This window comes from Aromatoleum toluvorans (assembly GCF_012910905.1).
Classification (GTDB): domain Bacteria; phylum Pseudomonadota; class Gammaproteobacteria; order Burkholderiales; family Rhodocyclaceae; genus Aromatoleum; species Aromatoleum toluvorans.
In genome coordinates this window covers 1-18,098 of sequence record NZ_WTVN01000038.1, presented here as the reverse complement: position 1 = coordinate 18,098, position 18,098 = coordinate 1, and the positions used below count along the sequence as shown (strand labels likewise).

The following is an 18,098-nucleotide window of genomic DNA, read 5'->3' as shown; positions in this document are numbered from 1 at the left end:
TTCTATTGCACTGCAGTAATGGGTGAAAGTACCCAGTTACAAAAAAAACCTGTTGCCAGAGTGGTTTTAATTAATCCATCATAGCCCAAAGTGCTAAACAAAAAAAAAGGGTGCGCATCAAGCGCACCCCCAACCCCAACAGAGAGACAAATTACCCTTACCAGATTGGCGCGCTCGAGCTTCCTCGCACCAACCTCGAAAACCATGGGCAAAGTATGCCAATACTCACTGTTCGGGGCTTTGACGTAAGTCAACAAACTCCGCGCCCCTCGCACGGAGACCTGTTCGGTGAAGTCGGGATCACTCGTTCCTGACCTGTGAAGCCGGATCTTCCGGTTTTTCGGGACTGCGGGGCGCGGGCGCGTCACGGTCGTCCATGAGCATCCGGTACGCCGGCCCCTCCATGTCATCGTATTGGCCGGAGCGCACCGACCACCAGAAAATCGCACCGATCACGAACACCAGCACCACCGATAGCGGCACGAGGATGTAAAGGCTTTCCATAAGCGTTCAATCTATCCGACGACCGCCCTGCAGGCGCAGGGCATTCAGCACGACCAGCAACGAACTTCCCGCCATGCCTATTCCTGCCATCCAGGGCGTGACAAGCCCCGCCATTGCGAGCGGGACCGATGTGAAGTTGTACGCGAACGACCACCACAGGTTCTGCCGGATGATCTTCAAGGTCCGGCGGGCCAGATCCACGCCGCGACCGAGCCCGGCGAGATTCTCGCTGAGCAGCACGATATCGCCTTGATTGCGCGCGAGCTCGGTCCCGCTGCCCATGGCGACGGAAACGTGCGCCTGGGCAAGCACCGGCGCATCGTTCACGCCGTCACCGACCATGGCGACGACCGCGTCCGGGTTACGCTGCAGATCCTCGATGAACGCCTGCTTTCCCTGTGGCGTCATCGCGCCGCACGCGTCATTGATGCCCAGTTGCCCCGCGATCGAACTCGCAACGGCCTGTGCGTCGCCGCTCAGCACGGTCGTCCGGATGCCCTCCCGCGCAAGCTTCGCTGTCAACTGACTGGCCTCGGGCCGTGGCACGTCGGCGAGGCGGAAGAGTCCCAGCCAGCGCCCCTGGCCGCCAAGTGCGACGACCGACCCGCCTCGCGCAGCCAATTCCTGCAGCTGGGGCGGCAGATCGCACTTCAGCCGCGCCGCGACGAAGTCCGGGCGCCCCAGCCAGCAGGGCACGCCATCCAGTGTGCCAGTCACGCCTTGCCCTGTTTCCGACGCGAGATTCTCGACGACCGGCAGATCCGCCTGATCGATCGAACGACGCAGTCCGTGGGCAATGGGGTGCTCGGATGCCTGCTCCAGCGCACTGGAGATACCGCGCAGTTGCCGCTCATCGAGATCGGCCAGCGGCAGGATTTCCTCCAGCGTCAGGCGCCCGTAGGTGAGCGTACCCGTCTTGTCGAAGACGAAATGGTTGGCGTTCGCGAGGGTCTCGATCGCGTGACCACGCGTCACCAACACCCCCATGCGAGCGAGCGCATCGGTGGCGACCGTCAGCGCGACCGGCGTCGCAAGCGAAAGTGCACACGGACACGCCACTACCAGCACCGACACGAATACCCACAGTGCCCGTGACGGGTCGACGAAGTACCACACGACACCGGTGACACACGCGAGAGCCAGCAGGGCAACGATGAACACGACCGCAACCTTGTCGGATTGCCTTGCGATGGCCGGCTTCTCGCTCGCCGCACGCTCCATCAGCCGCCGGATCGCGGCGAGCCGCGTCAAATCGCCCGTCTGCTGCACACGAATCGCGAGCGGACTCGATATGTTGATGCTCCCGCCGGTCACCTCGCTGCCGACGGACTTTGGCACCGGCATGCTTTCCCCGGTCAGCAAGGACTCGTTCGCATCACTTTGCCCGTCGACCACCACGCCATCTGCCGGGATGACCTCGCCAGGGCGTACGCGCAGGACGTCCCCCGACACGAGCTGCGACACCGGAACGCGCTCGCCGACGGGAGACGGCCAGGCGAGGAGGCGCTCGGCAAAGGCGGGCAGGACCTTGCCCAGCTCCTCCACGCCGCGCACCGCCTTCTGCCGCGCGATCATCTCGAGGTAACGCCCGCACAGCAGGAAGAAGACGAACATCGTCACCGAGTCGAAATACACCTCGCCGGCCGCGGTCAGCGTCGCCCACACACTCGCGACGAATGCGCTGCCGACACCCAGCGCTACCGGCACGTCCATGCCGAGGCGGCGCAGCTTGACGTCCCGCAGAGCGCGGCGAAAGAACGGCGCGGCGGAATACAGGACGACCGGCAAGGTCAGCGTCAGACTGGCCCAGCGCATCAGCAGTGCGATGTCGGGCGTCAGGTCGCCCTCCCCAGCGATATAGGCGGGAAAGGCGTACATCATCACCTGCATCATGCCGAACCCGGCGACGAAGAGCCGCCACAGCATCGAGCGGCGTTCGCGCTGTGCAATCTGCTCCGAGCGCTCGGCATCGTAGGGATAGGCGCGGTAGCCGATTGCCTGGATGGCGGCGAGGATGTCCGACAGTCTGGTGCGGCGCTCGTCCCAACGCACCCGCGCGCGTCGCGTCGCGTAATTGATCTCGACCAGGGACACGCCCGGCTGGCGCGAGACGTGTTGCTCGTTCAGCCAGACGCAGGCGGCACAGGTGATGCCTTCGAGGATCAGCGAAGCCTCGCGCTCGTGTTCGCCGACCGGCTCGACGAAGCTCTTCTGGAAATCGGGATGGTCGAACAGCCCGAGCTCCTGCAACTCGGCCGGCAGTGCTTCCTTCTGCGGCTCCGGCATCGCATCGCGATGGCGGTAGTAATCGGTCAGGCCGTTATCGACGATGGAACGTGCGACGGCCTCGCAGCCGACGCAGCACATCCTCCGCTCAACGCCGTCCACGGGGACGTAATGACTGGACAGGGGCGGCACCGGCAGCCCACAGTGGTAACACTCCTCGGCGGGAACTGAAGCGGATGCGGCGTTTTCGGACGAAGTCATCGGGAGGGGCGGAAGGAAGCCGTGGGGCCGTGAAAAAAGTCGTTTCGGGCGGCCGCTGCGGCGCAACATGAATCACGCGAAACCCTCTTTTAGCACACTTGGCCGACGCCCTCCAATGCCGACGCCGCGCGCGCCGAGAAAGCCGAAGGGGGCAGGCCGCGATCGGCACTGCCCCCTTCGGCACAAGTCGGACCACCCGATCGCGGCGACCTATTTCGCGGTCATGCGGATTGCGCCATCCAGGCGGATCGTCTCGCCGTTCAGGTAGGCGTTTTCGACGATGTGACGAACCAGCGCGGCATATTCGGCCGGGCGCCCCATGCGCGAGGGGAACGGCACCGTCTTCCCGAGCGAATCCTGCACTTCCTGCGGCATGCCCATCAGCATCGGCGTCTCCATGATCCCCGGCGCGATCGTCATCACGCGAATGCCGAAACGCGCAAGCTCGCGGGCGACCGGCAGGGTGAGCCCGACCACGCCGGCCTTGGAGGCCGCATAGGCAGCCTGGCCGATCTGCCCATCGTAGGCGGCGACCGAGGCGGTACTGACGATCACGCCGCGCTCACCCTCTGCGTTCGGCGCGGCCTTGCTCATCACGTCGGCGGCCAGGCGCATCATGTTGAAGCTGCCGATGAGGTTCACGTTGATCGTTCGTGCAAACGACTCCAGGCGGTGCGGCGCTTCGCGACCCACCACCTTCTCCGCGGGAGCGATGCCGGCGCAGTTCACGAGCCCCTGCAGACCGCCGAAACCGGACACCGCGCGGTCGATCGCCGCCTTGGCGCTGTCCTCGCTGGTCACATCGGTCTGGACGAACGCCGCGTTCGCGCCGAGCTCCTGCGCAAGCGCTTCACCCGCCTCGCGGTTCACATCGGCCAGCACCACCTTGCCCCCAGCCGCCACGAGCATGCGGGCCGTCGCTGCCCCAAGACCGGACCCGCCGCCGGTCACCACGAATACGCTGTTCTCGATCTTCATGCCGAACTCCTTTCCCTCGCCGTCCACACGCGGCGACACGGAGACGCAAAATAATTGCAGTTGACGTCAACGTCAACCATCGAAGGCGATCGCGTTACCTCGCGCCATCGAGAAATCTGTACAGCGAAACAAGGATTCCGGCCGTCGCACCCCAGATGAAGTAGTCCCCGTAGGGCATCGCATAGTACTCGCGCATCCTTCCCTGGTATTCCATGCGGTGCTTCTGGTGCCTGCCCGGATCGAGGAAATGCGACAGCGGCACTTCAAAGGCCTCGGCGACCTCGAAGCTGTCCAGCGTCAGGTCGAACGGAGGATGGACCAGCCCGACGACCGGCGTGATGCGGAACCCCGTGCCGGTCCGGTATTCCGGAAGCTCGCCCAGCAACTCGATATGGTCCGGCTCGAGACCGATCTCTTCTTCCGTTTCACGCAGCGCCGTCATCACCGGCGACACATCCGTCGCCTCCACCCGCCCGCCCGGAAAACTGATCTGCCCGGGGTGATGATGCAGATGGTCGGTGCGTCGCGTGAGCAGCACGGTCAGCGCCTGCTCGCGCGCCACAACGGGCACCAGTACCGCAGCCGGCCGCAGACCGCTCCCCGACGGGCTCCCGTCGTCGTGCACGGCTTCGATCGGGTGCGCGCCCGTAAACCGCCGTCGCAACCACTCGGAATCCAGCGGTCCTCCGGACCGGGAACCTCCCTTCTCCGTCACGCCCACCTCTCAGAATCGTTTGCGCAGCGTCAGGCGATCCCCTTCCCGCTGCATGTCCATGCGGCCGAGAAAGCTCATCCCGAGCAGCACGAAGGGGAGATCGTTCTCATGCACCAGTCCATCGACGCCGTTCAAGGTGACGTCCCCGACGCGTACCGCATCCAGCCGCACCTTCCATACCTGCGCCGGGCCGCTGGCAGTCTGACTGATTCCGCCCACACCCTTGTGAAAATCAATCCCCGCGCGGCGAGCGTCCGATGCGCCCATCGACACCATGCTGGCGCCGGTATCGACGAGAAAGCGGACCGATGCGCCGTTGATGCTGCCACTGGAAAAATGATGCCCGCGAGCATCCGCAACGAGACTTACTGCCGCCGCACCGCCTCCGTCGCCCGCGGCGCTGCGGACCGGCCCGGCGCCGAGAATCACCTTCTGCCGCTTGCCGTTGAGTTCCACGGTCGCGGCCCCGTCGGACACTTCGACGAGACGCAGTCCGTCGCGGGTCTGCTGGCCGACCGAAAGCGTACGCGGCGCGCCACCATCGACTACCAGCACAGCCTTGCTACCGAACACTCCGACCAGTTCGACTTCCGCCCCCTGGACCGCACTCGCCGCAGCGCCTGCGAGCGCGATCAGCATAAACCTGAAAAACCTTGCGCCCCCAACCATGATTCACCCCTTGAATCGAAGCACATCGCAAGATGTCGCGGCGACCACCACGTACAGCTAATCAGCGTACCGCGTCGTCTCCCCGCTACGCAAATCACGACATGGCCATCACGAACGATCGTGTGGCCTCGACGCCCGAAGCGGAACGGACACCCGAACCACGAACATGTTGTCCTTCGTCGCGATGCGCAAAACCCCCTCCGCATCGAAATGCAGGCCGAGACGCTCCTCGATGTTTGCCAGCGCAATGCGATTGCCGGAGGGGACCGCGCACGTGCCACCGCGCACCGAATTGATCACTTCGATTTCGAGCATGCCCGAACTCACCCGAATCGACGCGTGCACGTCTCCGCCCTCTGCGAAAGGCTCGACGCCGTAGCGCACCGCATTCTCGAGCAGCGGCTGCAGCACGAGGATCGGCACATCTGCAGACATGGGCGCCCCTTCGAGGTTCCAATGCATGCGCAGGCGCTCCCCCAACCGCAACTGCTCGATCTGCAGATACGCCTCGGCGAGCCGGACCTCGTCGGCGAGCGGCACCAACGACCGGCTGTCGGCCAGCAACGCCCGAAACAGGTCGGCCATGTCGAGCAGGACTTGCTCCGCAAGGCGAGGATCCTGCCGCACAAGGGACACCGCCGTGTTCAGGCTGTTGAACAGGAAATGAGGTCGTATGCGCGACTGCAAGGCCATCAGGCGCGCCGTCGCCAACGCCGGCGAGAGCACGCGCTGGCGCCAGTTGAAATAACCCAATATCAGGGCGGCAAGCAGGGCGCCAATCGTCGCGGACTTGAGCGGTCCGACACCGGGCATGATGCCCATCCATGAATTGAATGCGAGTTCAAGACCGCCGGCAGCCAGCGCAACCACCACCACGGTGGCCCACACTCCCTGTCGGTACGGCAGTCGCCCCACCCACGGCGCGACGATGAACAGAAGCAGCACCACCGCCAGCAGGGAGACTTCATACGGCAGCGCACCGGCACCGACGCGCGTCACCGCATCCAGCAGATCCGGGGCGTGGGCCGCCAGCGACAGAAAGTTGGCGGATTCGGCGATCACCAGCGTACGCAACAGCACCCCGAGATTGCGAAAATCGGGAAGCGTAACGATCCTGTGCGACGGCGTAACTTCCAAGGGCGCAAAACCTCAAGCTTGTGAATCGAATCGGAAACGCGGCAACAGCAATCGCAGACGCTGGCATCAAACCTCCGCCGTGACCGCCGACCTGCCTGAGCCAGCCCCAACCCCGCCACTCGTGCGCGGAAATCAGACGCTCATCGGACATCCCTTCAGGTCTTGCCGGAACTTCACTACGCTCTAGCCAGAATACCGTTCCGACCATACCATCCACGTACCCATTCCTGATACGGATTCGATCGTGAACACAAAACGTCCGACACCGCAGCCATCGAGCAAAGGCTTCACCCTGATCGAGGTCATGATCGTCGTCGCGATCATCGGGATCCTCTCCGCCGTGGCCTACCCTTCGTATCAATCCTACCTCGTGCGGGCGAATCGCAGTGTCGCCACGGCGCACCTTCTCGATATCGCGACCCGGCAGCAGCAGTATCGGCTGGACGCGCGGACGTTTGGGGCACTTGCCGATATCGGCATGGGCACACCGCCATCCGAGGTCAGCAAACACTATGCGGTCAGCGTTGTGGGAACACCGTCCGCAACTGAATTCACTGTTCAGGCAGCCCCCACCGGTTCGCAGCTGTCGCAGGACACCAAGTGCGGTACGCTGAGGATCAACCAGGCCGGAGCGAAGTCGATTACCGGTTCCGGCAGCGTTGCTGAATGCTGGGGCGGACGATGATCATGGACACGACGAATGTGCGCGAACGTCCGAGTGCGCAGGTCAGTTCCGCGGGTTTCTCCCTCGTCGAGTTGATGATCGCGGTGGCGGTACTGGCCATCCTCGCCGCCATCGGCTATCCGTCGTTCCAGGATCTGTTGGCGTCGCAGCGGGTCCGTGCCGCGTCGTCTGCGCTGTACGACTCGATGCTTGTCGCCCGCAGCGAAGCCCTCCAGCGCAACGCGAATGCGACTTTCGTCATCGCCGACCTCGCCACCGGATGGAGTGTGCAGGTCGGCGGCAACGACGTGCATGCGCAATCGGCGCTCCCCGGCTTGAGTTTCAACCCTTCCGCACCGGCGATCGCATATGGCCCCACCGGTCGGCTCATAACCGGTGCCAACACCGCGATCACCGTTTCGGCCTCGGGCACATCTACGCAACGATGCATTCGGCTCGACACGACAGGCAGGCCGCGGCTGAGCGAAGGAGCGTGTTGATGAATACCGCCACATTCTCAATGGAAGCAACGCCCCGGCAAGGCGGGTTCAGCCTGCTCGAAGTGCTCGTCTCGATCGTGATCCTGGCGATCGGGCTGCTTGGCCTCGCAGGCCTTCAGACAAAGGCGAACGAGGTCGAGATGGAGGCGTACCAACGCTCTGTCGCCCTGATGCTGGTGCAGGACATGGCGGACCGTGTTACTGCCGGTCGCAAATACGTCGACGACTTCAAGGGCGTAAGTCTCGCGGCATACGGCGTAGGCGACACGCAGGCGGCGACCTGCGCGCTAACCGGTGACGCCGCAGCGCAACTGTGCGCCTGGAGCAACGCGATGAAAGGCGCCGCGGAAAAAATGGGATCGACAGGAATCGGTGCGCCGATCGGCATGCGCGGTTGCCTGATTTCTGTCTCCCCGACGACCGAGGACGCGCTGGGTGAATTCTTCGTTGTCGGCGTCTGGCAGGGCGTCATGCCCACGGCGTCGCCCCCCGCCAACACGCCCGGCGCCCAATGCGCGGCGGATGTCGACTTCGGAACGGGCCTGCGCCGCGCCGTCGTGACACGCGTTCTTGTCCCCAAACAAACTGCCGGGTAAGCCGACATGGAAAAACGTAGAATACTCGCATTGTCACGCACGTCGTTGCGCCGATCGCGCGAAGAAGGGGTATCCCTCATCGAACTGATGATCGCGATGACGCTGGGCCTTCTGGTCATCGGGGCAATGACCACGATATTCATCAACAACAGCCAGGCGCGGCGTGAGCTGGACAAGGCGGCGCAGCAGCTTGAAAACGGCCGCTATGCGATCCAGATCCTCCGCGATGAAATTTCGATGGCCGCCTATTATGACGCGTTGTCGAACATAGCCAGTGTGCCCTCGACCACAGCCAGCCCGTGCTCGACGGACATCGACGTCTGGAAGGCATCGATGGACATCGCCGTCGAGGGCATCAACGCCGGCAGCTTTGGCTGTATCACAACATCCAGGGCCGGAACCGGGATGATCTTTCTCCAGAGGGCTTCGACCGCGGTCACGGCGCCCGCTTCGCTTAAAAACAATCTCGCCTACCTGCAGGTTTCCCTGTGTGGTGATGAATATGTCAGCGCCGTCCCCGACAAGCCCTTCAGGGTAAAGACAGGCACCAACGCCTTCGATCTCCAGAAGATCGACTGCACCGCGGCAAATCGGGCGCCGATCCGTCAGTACATCCGCAGGATCCTTTTCATCGACCAGAACAACGTTGCCGGCGACGGCATTCCAACGCTGAAGCGTGCCGATTTTCGCCCCGAGGCTCTCGACGCGACCAATCCGGATGTGCAGGCTTTGGTCGAGGGCATCGAAGACCTGCATTTCGAATACGCAGTGGACACTACCGGCGACGGCTCACCAGACGTGTTTACTGACGCCCCGGCCGCGGCCCAGTTGGTGAACATCGTCGGCGTCCGCGTCTGGCTGATCGCTCGCGCAACCGACCCCTCGCCCGGCTACGCCGCAGCCTCGAAGACCATCAAGCTCGGACCCAAAGCCGCTGTCACGTTCAACGACTCTTACAAGCGGCACGTCTTCAACACCTACATAGAGTTGATCCACCCCGTGGCGCGGAGAACCAAATGAACCTTTCTCGATCGTTCACGCGACAGCGGGGCGCGGTCCTGTTCGTCGGCCTGATCATGCTGATCCTGATCACCTTGCTGGCGGTGTCGGCGATCCGGCTTGCCAACACGAACCTGCTCGTCGTGGGCAACGAGCAGTTCCAGAAAGAGGCGGAGGACGCCGCTGACTACCATCTCGATCTGGCCCTGAACTCGAATGAATTCACCGCCCGCAATGTAGACCGGAGCGCAACGCTTCCCGCATTTTCCGGAGCGACTGCCACGACGGAGACCAGTTATCACGTGAAGATTCCCCCACCAGTATGCAAGCGCTACCGCTATCTCAAGGTGGGCGAAATGGTGAACGCCGATAACAGCGTCCCGCTCGACGATCTCCCCTGCATCCCCAGCAATGCACTGAAGGGCGGCATAAATATCGTCGATGCGGGAGCACTCAACGACAACTCACTCTGCGCCACTTCGCTGTGGGAAATGACCGCCGAGGTCGAGCTTCCCGGAACTGGCGCGAAAACACAGGTCATTCAGGGCGTCGAAATGCGCATCGACTACGCAGAAGCAAAGGACGCCTGCAAGTAACGCGCAGGGCCGACCAAAGATCACATCCGGAGCAACATATGAACAGGCTATCCAGACTTGCAGTGGCGCTCGCATGCCTGGGCATCGGGACCGGCACGAGCACCTGGGCTGAAGACATCGACATCTATACCCAGACCACGACCGGCTCTGCCCCAAACGTCCTTCTCTTTGTCGACAACTCCTCGAACTGGTCCGCAGCGAACCAGGCATGGAACAAGGCCAGCGTGACGACCAAGTGCAAGGGGGATGCGACTTGCCTCGACTATGTCACCAAGGTATTCGGTACGGCGAGCGATCTCGTACAAGGGCAGGTCGAAATACGGGCACTGAAGGTAGTTCTGCAGGAACTCGCGTGCGGCACCTCCTCGCCGTTCAGGATCAACGTCGGCCTCATGCTGTACAACACCGCCAATACGGTAGACAGCCCGTCAGACGTATCAGGCTACATCCGCCGCCGCATCGTTCCGCTCGCCCCCGCGTCGGCCGGTTGCACAGACTTGATCCGTGATCTGAATGCGATCGACGCCGAAGTTACCGATCCGAATTTCAAGGCTCCGTCGTCGACCAATTATGGCTCGTCGTTGTTCGAGGCGTTCAAGTACTTCGGCGGCTACGCGAACACGAACAACGTCGCCGCCACCGTGATGGGCAGCCCCGCAGGAGCCCGGGGCTTCGGCCCAACGCGGTATTCGAAGAAGAACGATCTCGAAGACCCCCTGGCTTTCACCGATCCCGTCGCGCGGGAGCAATACGCGAGTCCGATTGGCGCAGATTCTTGCGGAAAGAACTATATCGTATTGATCGGCAACCAGTTTCCGAACCAGGAGTTCGGAACGGACCAGAACGCAACGCCGCCGACCAATTCGGTCATGCGGTACTTGGGGCTCGCGCCCAAGCAGTTGTATGCGGTCGCCAACAAGTCGGACATCCGCTTTGCCGACGAATGGACGCAATTCCTCGCACGCACCGATGTCAGCGCAGTTTCAGACCAGCAGCCGGTCAAGACCTTCACGATCAACGTCTATAACAAGAGCGAAGACACGAAGCAGACCGCACTGCTCAACAGCATGGCGTATTACGGCGGCTCGGGCGTCGGCGGTGCGTTCAAGGTGGACGGCGACCTGGGCGCGCTCGTGAGCGCGTTCCGCAACATCTTCACGCAGATCGCCGCGGTAAACAGCGCATTCGCATCTGCCTCGCTGCCGATCAGCGTCAATACCCAGGGCACCTACCTGAACCAGGTGTTCATCGGGATGTTCCGCCCCGACGCGAACAAGCGTCCGCGCTGGGCGGGCAACCTCAAGCAGTACCAGTTCCAGTTGCGCGAGACCAAGGTGGGCGACGTCATCAGACGCAGCCTGTTCCTGGCGGACGCCGGCAAGAATCCGGCCATCGACAATGCCAACACGGGCTTCCTGCAAACCTGCGCGCGCAGCTTCTGGACGACCGACTCGGGGACTTACTGGCAATCGGTGACCGAACCCACCACCCCGGACCACCGCATTCCCAAGGGCAGTTGCACCGGCTTCGAGCTCAATGACAGCCCCGACGGCAGCATCGTCGAGCGCGGGGGCGCAGCGCAGAAACTGCGGAACATGACGCCATCCGACCGCCTCATCCGCACCTGCGCCGCAGCGCCGGCAAATTGCGATTCGCTGACGTCTTTCGACGTTTCGACGGATGTGGACAAGCAGTGGATCCGCGGGGACAACGTTGGCGACGGTTATAACACTGCAACCATTACCGACAACAACGAGAAATACGATTGGCTCGGCACGCTGACGCCGAAGGCCGTCCGTCCGACCGTACACGGCGGCATCATCCATTCGCGCCCGCTGGCCATCAATTACGGAGCCGCAGGGACCGACGATGTCGTGGTCTATTACGGCGGAGACGACGGACTGTTGCGTGCGATCGATGGAAACAAGGACGAAACCAAGGCGCGCAGCGGCCAGGAGCTTTGGTCCTTCCTTCCGCCGGAGTTCGTCGGCCGTCTCAAACGGAACCGTGCCGACTATCCCCTGGTGAGTTTCTTTGATAACCCGACGCCGCCGTTGGGTGAATCGCCGAAGGATTACTTCTTCGACGGGTCACTCGGTGCGTACGTCGGCCCGGCGAAAGCGGACGGAACGGGCTCGCAGGTAAAGTTGCTATACGCTTCGATGCGGCGTGGCGGGCGGATGATCTATGCATTCGACGCTACCAAGCATCCCGGAGCGACGGGGGGGGCGCCCACGCCGATATGGCGCTTCGGATGCCCGACGAGCGCGAACACCGACTGTCACGGCGACGCGGGGGTAACGAAGATCGGACAGACGTGGTCGGCGCCGAAGATCGTGCGGGTCAAAGGCCAATCTAGTCTCTACGCCGTCTTCGGAGCGGGCTACGACGCCTGCGAGGATACCGAACCACGCAATTGCGGCTCAGCCACCACCGGGAAAGGGATTTTCGTCCTCGACGCCAAGAGCGGCGCCCTGCTGCGCTTCATCGACCTGGGAACAGGCGCCGGTCACGTCGCTGCCGACGTCGTACCGATCGATACGAACTCGGACGGTTTTTCCGACGTGATTTACGCGGCCGACACCCAGGGGAACGTCTGGCGAGTGAATCTAACGGATCCTGCAGACCCATCGACTCAGGATCAGAGCAACTGGAAAGTGACGCATGTTGCGAAAATCGCCGATTGGAGCGTTTCGCAGCGAAGCCGCAAGTTCCTCTTCGCACCCGACGTCGTGACGATCGGGAACTTCAACATCGTCCTCATCGGCTCGGGCAACCGCGAAAAACCGCTCGATACTTCGACCGCCGCAAAAGTGAAGAACCGTTTCTACGGGTTCTGGGACGAATACGCCCTCGTTTCCGGATTCGTGACAATCGATGACAGCTCGGATTGTGACGCGGCAGGTGACACGGTACTCACGTCGAGTAGTTGCCAGTTGATGAACACGACGGACGTGACAAAGGACTACCTGCCGGTGTTTTCTTCAGTGGCAACCCGTCCTCGCGGTTGGGTTATCGATCTCGAGCATACGACGACGCTAGGCATCACCGAACAGGTCGTGACGACACCTGCAACCGTGGGCGGCCTTGTCAACTTCAGCACTTTCCAGGCCGTCAATCCGGACAAGTGCTCGGCGCTGGGGACTGCACGCGGCTATGCCGCCTGCTTCCTCCACGGTGGCGCAAGCTGCGGCGCTCCGGCACCCGAGGGGACCAACCGGTCTGAAGCCTTCGTGGGCGGCGGCTTGGCGCCGTCACCCGTCGCCGGGGTGGTCGAAGTGGACGGCAAGATCGTGCCCTTCATCATTGGTGGAAAGCCCGACGCGCCCGGCGGGTCGCCTCTGGAAGCAAAATTGCCGTCCATCCCGATCAAGAAGAATCGCGTGAAGGTATATCGCTACAAGAAGATCGACTGATCTCAATCCTGTTCCGAAGAGGCGGACCCTATGCGGGTCCGCTTTTTTTTCGGCTACAACCACGACCTCAGGGCTTGTTGCTTCCCACACCCGGGCTGATCAGCAGTTTCCCTTGGCGATGCGCGGCCGCCCAACTCGGTTGATGATGATCTTTCGTGCGATGCCTTCGCTGCAGATCGTCAGCGTGCCCGCCTGCCATGCTCCGGTAGTGAGCTGTTGCGTCCGCCCGGAGGCCACGTAGGACACATAGCGACCAACGCTGCCATCACCGGAAATCCCTACCCGGCCGGCGCGTACCTCACCTGCACGCATCAACGGTTCTTCGGCCTCCCGCCGGCCGTTCTCGTTTCCATCCTCGAAAACGATCCAGCCCTGCTCCCAGCCTCCCTCGCTCCCGCAGTCCGCCCCGTCGGGACTCACGCACAGAACGACCCGTTGATGCCGCTTCATCGCTTCCGAGCGCGTCTGGAGAACCGCTGCGAACAGGTCACTGGACGCGTCCCCGACCCGCGTTTCCGCCAACAGTCGGGCAAATGACGGAGCAGCAATCGCGGAGATGACTCCAACGATTGCAAGCACGATCATCAACTCGACGAGCGAATATCCACGCTCTGCTATACAAGCGACCCGATGAACCTGGCACGGAATAAGGTTCGACCAACCACGAGAATTCTTCACGACTATTGCCTCACTTCTGAGCAATCGGGGAAGAAATTCTAACGTCATTCTCAAATAAATGTCATACGCATTGCTAACTACGATAGCGAGCGCCTCTGTGATGAGAGGGCACTCGGAGCATGTGCGGACTTACCTGACAGGCGTCTTTACGGGAAATCGCATAGGTGATTCCCGACGGGACGCTCAACACGTTTTCCTGCGTGCTTTTGACGAAGACCATGTTGTGACGATGCCCAGGACCTCACCGCCGTCCGGATCGAACACGGCGAACGGCTGCGCTGAAGAATCCCGACGGCAACCATTAATGGCTTCAGCACCGGGGCAGCGTGGAATCGTGGTGACAGCGCACAGCACCGCGAGCAACATCCAGACGCGATACTGCGTCGGACGCTAGCTTCGTGTCACAGGCCGCCCTCGCGTTCACTGACGTGCTGCACGCCCGGAATTATCGGGCTGGGTTCCGTTATACGACTGTCGTATGCGTGCCGTCGTCGCTGCATGAAGGCCAGGACACGCGCAACGTACGCCTGCGTTTCGGCATAAGGCGGCACCCCTCGATAGCGCTCGACCGCGCGCTCGCCTGCATTATATCCGGCAGCGGCCAAGGCAATGTCACCGCGAAAATAGGCCAGAAGCCAGCGCAGATACGCAAGGCCGCCGCGGATGTTCTCCTCGGCATCGAAGGGCTTTCGCACGTTGAAGCGCGCTGCGGTTTCCGGGATCAGCTGCATCACCCCCATCGCACTCTTCGGCGACACAGCCGCGGCGTCCAGATTCGATTCGGTCAATGCAATCGCGAGCGCGAGCTTCGGGCTGATCGCGTACTCGGAGGAAAGATCGACCACGAGGCGCGCCACCTGCTTGCGCTGCGCCGACATGGCGGCGATGTGCGCCTCGGCACTCCATCCGGGGTCGGGTGCCGTGTCGGGCGGTGGCTGGAGACAGGCTGGTACTGCCCCCACATACTCGCCTGTATATCGGCGCATCCGATCGGCCTGCGCGTGCCCGAGAAACGCCGCCATGGCAAACAAGGTCCCGGCATAGGCGTCACTGCGCCCCAGCCCGCGCCCGTTCGCGTACATCCAGCCGAGCGAATACATGGCTTCGACATTGCCCAGGCGCGCCGACTCGCAGTAAAGCGCGGCAGCCCGGGCAGGTTCGCGCGCCACACCCTCGCCATGCTCGTAGGCCACCGCAAGGTCTGCCAGGTAACGCGCGTGTTCAGCGAATACGGCCTCAGCCGCGGCACCCTTCTCGGCGGAATGAACATCCGCCGCGGCAAGCGACGCGCAGGATCCGGCCGCGAGCAATGCGCCGCCCAACAAATGGAAGCTCCGGCTTGCATGCAATCCACGCCCCATCGCGGCCTCCTGCATGGCACCGACGGCGCAACGCGGCCAATCCCGCTAGCGCCGCTAGAGCCGCCAGACAGTCATGCCGGCGGTCGTCATTGCATCCCGGTCGTACGCCGACTTCACATCGACGAAGACGCCATTCGGCAGCAACTTCTCGGACATCTTCGAAAGCGGCATTTCCAGATACGCCTTGTGCGAGACCGCCGCGACGATTGCCGTCGCGCGCGGCAGTTCCTCCCAAGCCACGAGCGACTCGCCATACTCGTGCTCGGCCTCTGCCGACACCGCGACCGCATCGTGGACGTGCACCCGGCAGCCGAAGCTACGGAGTTCGCGAATGACGTCGATGACCTTGCTGTTGCGAAGATCCGGGCAGTTCTCCTTGAACGTCAATCCCATGACAATGACGTCGCAGCCGCGCACCGAGTGCCCTGCCTGAATCAACTGCTTGACCGTCTGCTCGGCGACATACTTCCCCATCCCGTCATTGATGCGCCGCCCCGCCAGAATCACGTCCGGGTGGTAACCCAACATTTCCGCCTTGTGCGTCAGGTAGTACGGGTCGACGCCGATGCAATGCCCGCCGACGAGACCTGGGCGGAACGGCAGGAAGTTCCATTTCGTCCCGGCGGCTTGGAGGACCTCGAGTGTGTCGATGTCCATCTTGTGAAAGATCACCGCCAACTCGTTCATCAATGCGATATTGAGATCTCGCTGCGTGTTCTCGATGACCTTCGCCGCCTCCGCGACCTTGATCGAACTTGCGGGATAGACCCCTGCGGTGATGACCGCCCCGTAGATTTCGCTGACCTTTGCCAGCGTGGCAGGCGTATCCCCCGAAACCACCTTCGTGATCTTCGTGACGGTGCGCTCCTTGTCGCCCGGATTGATCCGCTCCGGCGAGTATCCGACGAAAAAATCCTCCTTCCATTTCAGGCCGGATTCGCGCTCGATGATCGGGATGCAGACTTCCTCGGTTGCACCGGGATACACCGTCGACTCGAACACGACGATTGCCCCTCGCTTCAGATTCTGCCCGACCGTCCGCGAGGCACCGACCAGCGGCGAAAAATCGGGCTGATGCGCCTGATCTACCGGCGTGGGGACGGCGACGACAACAAAATCCGCCTGTGCGATCACGCTTGGATCCGTATGACACGAGAGCATGATTGCGGCACGCAAATCCTCGCGGGATACCTCTCCGGTCGGATCGTTGTGCTCACGATAAGCTGCAACCTTCGGGGCCGAAAGATCAAAGCCCAAGGTATTGAATTTCTTGCCGAACTCCACGGCAAGCGGCAGGCCGACATAGCCCAGGCCAATAACGGCGACGGTCGTCATGAATACCACCCTTCAAAATGAATCACTTGCATGAACCAGGAAATTTGGGAGATCACAGCTTCTCTCTCAACGCAGTCACCTCGGCCCGCGGGGGGGCTGTTCCGTGGCAGCGCCTTCAGCAGCGCGCCGTCTCCTTCGTCGCATCATCCTTCCGGCCAAGCTTGAGGTAAACCCTTCGCGGGTTAAAGCGCAGGGCGAAAGCACCCTATACCGCGTCCGCCGCGCCCCCGAGCCTCTGGCGCAGACGCTCCGAGATGCGATCTACGACGTCATGTGCTTCGGGAAACCACTTTCCCAAGGTGATGAAGCCATGCACCATCCCATCGACCCCTAAATGTTCCACGGTGCCCCCGTCGGAGCGAACACGTTCCCCCAGCGCAATGCCATCATCTCCGAGCGGGTCGCACTCCGCGGTAACCACCAGCAGCGGGGGGAGATTCGCGAACGATCCCGCCTTCAACGGGGAAGCTCGCCAATCGTCCGTATTTCCGCCAGGCAGGTAACGCTCGAAAAACCATGCCAGACTCTCGCGGTCGAGGAAATACCCCGACCCGTATGTCTCGCGCGACGGGCGATTACTCACGATTTCGGTGCAGGGGTAGATCAGGCACAGGAAGCGCAGCCGCACCGGTCCACGATCGCGACACATCAGTGCGGCAACAATCGACAGAGTTCCCCCGGCACTATCACCGGCCAATGCCATGCGGAGCGGATCCACCGTCAGCAGCGACGCATTTTCCCACGCCCACTCGACCGCAAACAACGCATCCTCGACAGCCGCAGGAAACGGATGTTCCGGCGCCAATCTGTAATCCACCGACAGCACGGCGCAGCCCGAGCGATTGGCGAGCTGTCGGCACAGCACATCATGACTCTGCACACTCCCCACACACCAACCGCCGCCGTGGAAGTAAATCACCAGAGGTAGCGCCTGAGCCGAACCAGCCTCCAGCGGCCGATACAAGCGCGCCAGAAGTGCGCTCCCGTCGGCTCGCGTCATCGGCACCTCCATCGTGGACGCGACTGACTCCGCGTCTCCCCCAAATACGAATTGAAGCTTGTCGAAAGAGTGCCTCGCCTGAGCCACGCTAAGCTCATGAAAGCGCGGAGCCCCGACGCGATAAACCATTTCCAGCAATGCCTGTGCTTGAGCCGTAAGTGCCATTGAACTTGTATCCGACCGCAGAGTTGTTTCGGCAGCACGCCGACGTCAGCATCGTAACAGAGGGGCTAAGCAAGCAGTGGGGGTTCCCTGCCGAGCAGAGGGAAGCCCGGAGCAAACCACGTGGACGTAAAAAAGCCGCTCATCCTGTGGTGAGGAGAGCGGCTTTTTTGTGTAGGGTAGTCTGACGATGACCTACTTTCGCACTCAAGGAGAGCACTATCATCGGCGCGGTCCTGTTTCACTGTCCTGTTCGGGATGGGAAGGAGTGGTTCCGGGACGCTATGGTCGTCAGACTGTA

General features: G+C 62.3%; 16 protein-coding genes and 1 rRNA gene. 6 read left to right on the top strand and 11 right to left on the bottom strand.

Translation table 11 applies throughout. The features are described 5' to 3' along the window. Nucleotides 1-300: 300 nt before the first annotated feature. The 6 genes from ccoS to GPA22_RS18990 form a co-directional block, all read right to left on the bottom strand. Nucleotides 301-504, bottom strand: a complete 204-nt coding sequence (gene ccoS, locus GPA22_RS19015) for a cbb3-type cytochrome oxidase assembly protein CcoS (protein ID WP_169257634.1) — start codon at nt 502-504, stop codon at nt 301-303. A gap of 6 nt (nt 505-510) precedes the next feature. After that, entirely contained in the window at nt 511-2,991 is a 2,481-nt protein-coding gene (locus tag GPA22_RS19010; protein WP_169257633.1) for a heavy metal translocating P-type ATPase, read from the bottom strand. Between the two features lie 210 nt (nt 2,992-3,201). Next, nucleotides 3,202-3,969: a 3-hydroxyacyl-CoA dehydrogenase gene (locus tag GPA22_RS19005; protein ID WP_169257632.1), complete on the bottom strand. Its 768-nt coding sequence runs from the start codon at nt 3,967-3,969 to the stop codon at nt 3,202-3,204. A 94-nt stretch (nt 3,970-4,063) separates the two neighbouring features. Next, nucleotides 4,064-4,603, bottom strand: coding sequence for a CoA pyrophosphatase (locus tag GPA22_RS19000; RefSeq protein WP_343036098.1), 540 nt, complete (start codon nt 4,601-4,603; stop codon nt 4,064-4,066). 90 nt (nt 4,604-4,693) lie between these two features. Beyond that, the gene (locus GPA22_RS18995; RefSeq protein WP_246264520.1) at nt 4,694-5,323 is read right to left on the bottom strand and encodes a retropepsin-like aspartic protease family protein; all 630 of its coding nucleotides are present in this window, start codon (nt 5,321-5,323) and stop codon (nt 4,694-4,696) included. A 138-nt stretch (nt 5,324-5,461) separates the two neighbouring features. Then, entirely contained in the window at nt 5,462-6,490 is a 1,029-nt protein-coding gene (locus GPA22_RS18990; RefSeq protein WP_169257630.1) for a sensor histidine kinase, read from the bottom strand. A gap of 244 nt (nt 6,491-6,734) precedes the next feature. Here GPA22_RS18990 and GPA22_RS18985 point away from each other — a divergent pair, with 244 nt between their 5' ends. From GPA22_RS18985 to GPA22_RS18960, 6 genes are read left to right on the top strand one after another with little or no spacing between them, the layout of a single operon-like run. Beyond that, on the top strand, nt 6,735-7,175 hold the full coding sequence (locus GPA22_RS18985) for a type IV pilin protein (protein ID WP_343036097.1): 441 nt from the start codon (nt 6,735-6,737) through the stop codon (nt 7,173-7,175). 2 nt (nt 7,176-7,177) lie between these two features. Further along, nucleotides 7,178-7,654 (top strand): GspH/FimT family pseudopilin, encoded by a 477-nt coding sequence (locus tag GPA22_RS22975; protein ID WP_169257652.1) that lies wholly within the window; start codon nt 7,178-7,180, stop codon nt 7,652-7,654. Beyond that, complete coding sequence (pilV, locus tag GPA22_RS18975) at nt 7,654-8,250, top strand: type IV pilus modification protein PilV (RefSeq protein WP_169257629.1); 597 nt, start codon at nt 7,654-7,656, stop codon at nt 8,248-8,250. The genes GPA22_RS22975 and pilV overlap by 1 nt, the downstream gene beginning before the upstream one ends. A gap of 6 nt (nt 8,251-8,256) precedes the next feature. Next, nucleotides 8,257-9,270 (top strand): PilW family protein, encoded by a 1,014-nt coding sequence (locus GPA22_RS18970; protein WP_169257628.1) that lies wholly within the window; start codon nt 8,257-8,259, stop codon nt 9,268-9,270. Beyond that, nucleotides 9,267-9,845, top strand: a complete 579-nt coding sequence (locus GPA22_RS18965) for a hypothetical protein (protein ID WP_169257627.1) — start codon at nt 9,267-9,269, stop codon at nt 9,843-9,845. Before GPA22_RS18970 ends, GPA22_RS18965 begins: the two co-directional genes overlap by 4 nt. A gap of 38 nt (nt 9,846-9,883) precedes the next feature. Next, nucleotides 9,884-13,261, top strand: coding sequence for a pilus assembly protein (locus GPA22_RS18960; protein WP_169257626.1), 3,378 nt, complete (start codon nt 9,884-9,886; stop codon nt 13,259-13,261). 99 nt (nt 13,262-13,360) lie between these two features. Here the strand turns inward: GPA22_RS18960 and GPA22_RS18955 are convergent, their stop codons facing one another. The 5 genes from GPA22_RS18955 to rrf form a co-directional block, all read right to left on the bottom strand. Then, complete coding sequence (locus GPA22_RS18955) at nt 13,361-13,987, bottom strand: GspH/FimT family pseudopilin (protein WP_169257625.1); 627 nt, start codon at nt 13,985-13,987, stop codon at nt 13,361-13,363. 353 nt (nt 13,988-14,340) lie between these two features. Then, nucleotides 14,341-15,300 carry a lytic transglycosylase domain-containing protein gene (locus tag GPA22_RS18950; protein WP_169257624.1) on the bottom strand — a complete coding sequence of 320 codons (960 nt, stop codon included), beginning with the start codon at nt 15,298-15,300 and terminating at the stop codon, nt 14,341-14,343. A gap of 54 nt (nt 15,301-15,354) precedes the next feature. Continuing rightward, nucleotides 15,355-16,635, bottom strand: a complete 1,281-nt coding sequence (locus tag GPA22_RS18945; RefSeq protein WP_169257623.1) for a nucleotide sugar dehydrogenase — start codon at nt 16,633-16,635, stop codon at nt 15,355-15,357. A gap of 205 nt (nt 16,636-16,840) precedes the next feature. Beyond that, nucleotides 16,841-17,800 carry an alpha/beta hydrolase fold domain-containing protein gene (locus GPA22_RS18940; protein WP_169257622.1) on the bottom strand — a complete coding sequence of 320 codons (960 nt, stop codon included), beginning with the start codon at nt 17,798-17,800 and terminating at the stop codon, nt 16,841-16,843. A gap of 179 nt (nt 17,801-17,979) precedes the next feature. Next, nucleotides 17,980-18,093, bottom strand: a 5S ribosomal RNA gene (gene rrf, locus GPA22_RS18935). Nucleotides 18,094-18,098: the final 5 nt, after the last annotated feature.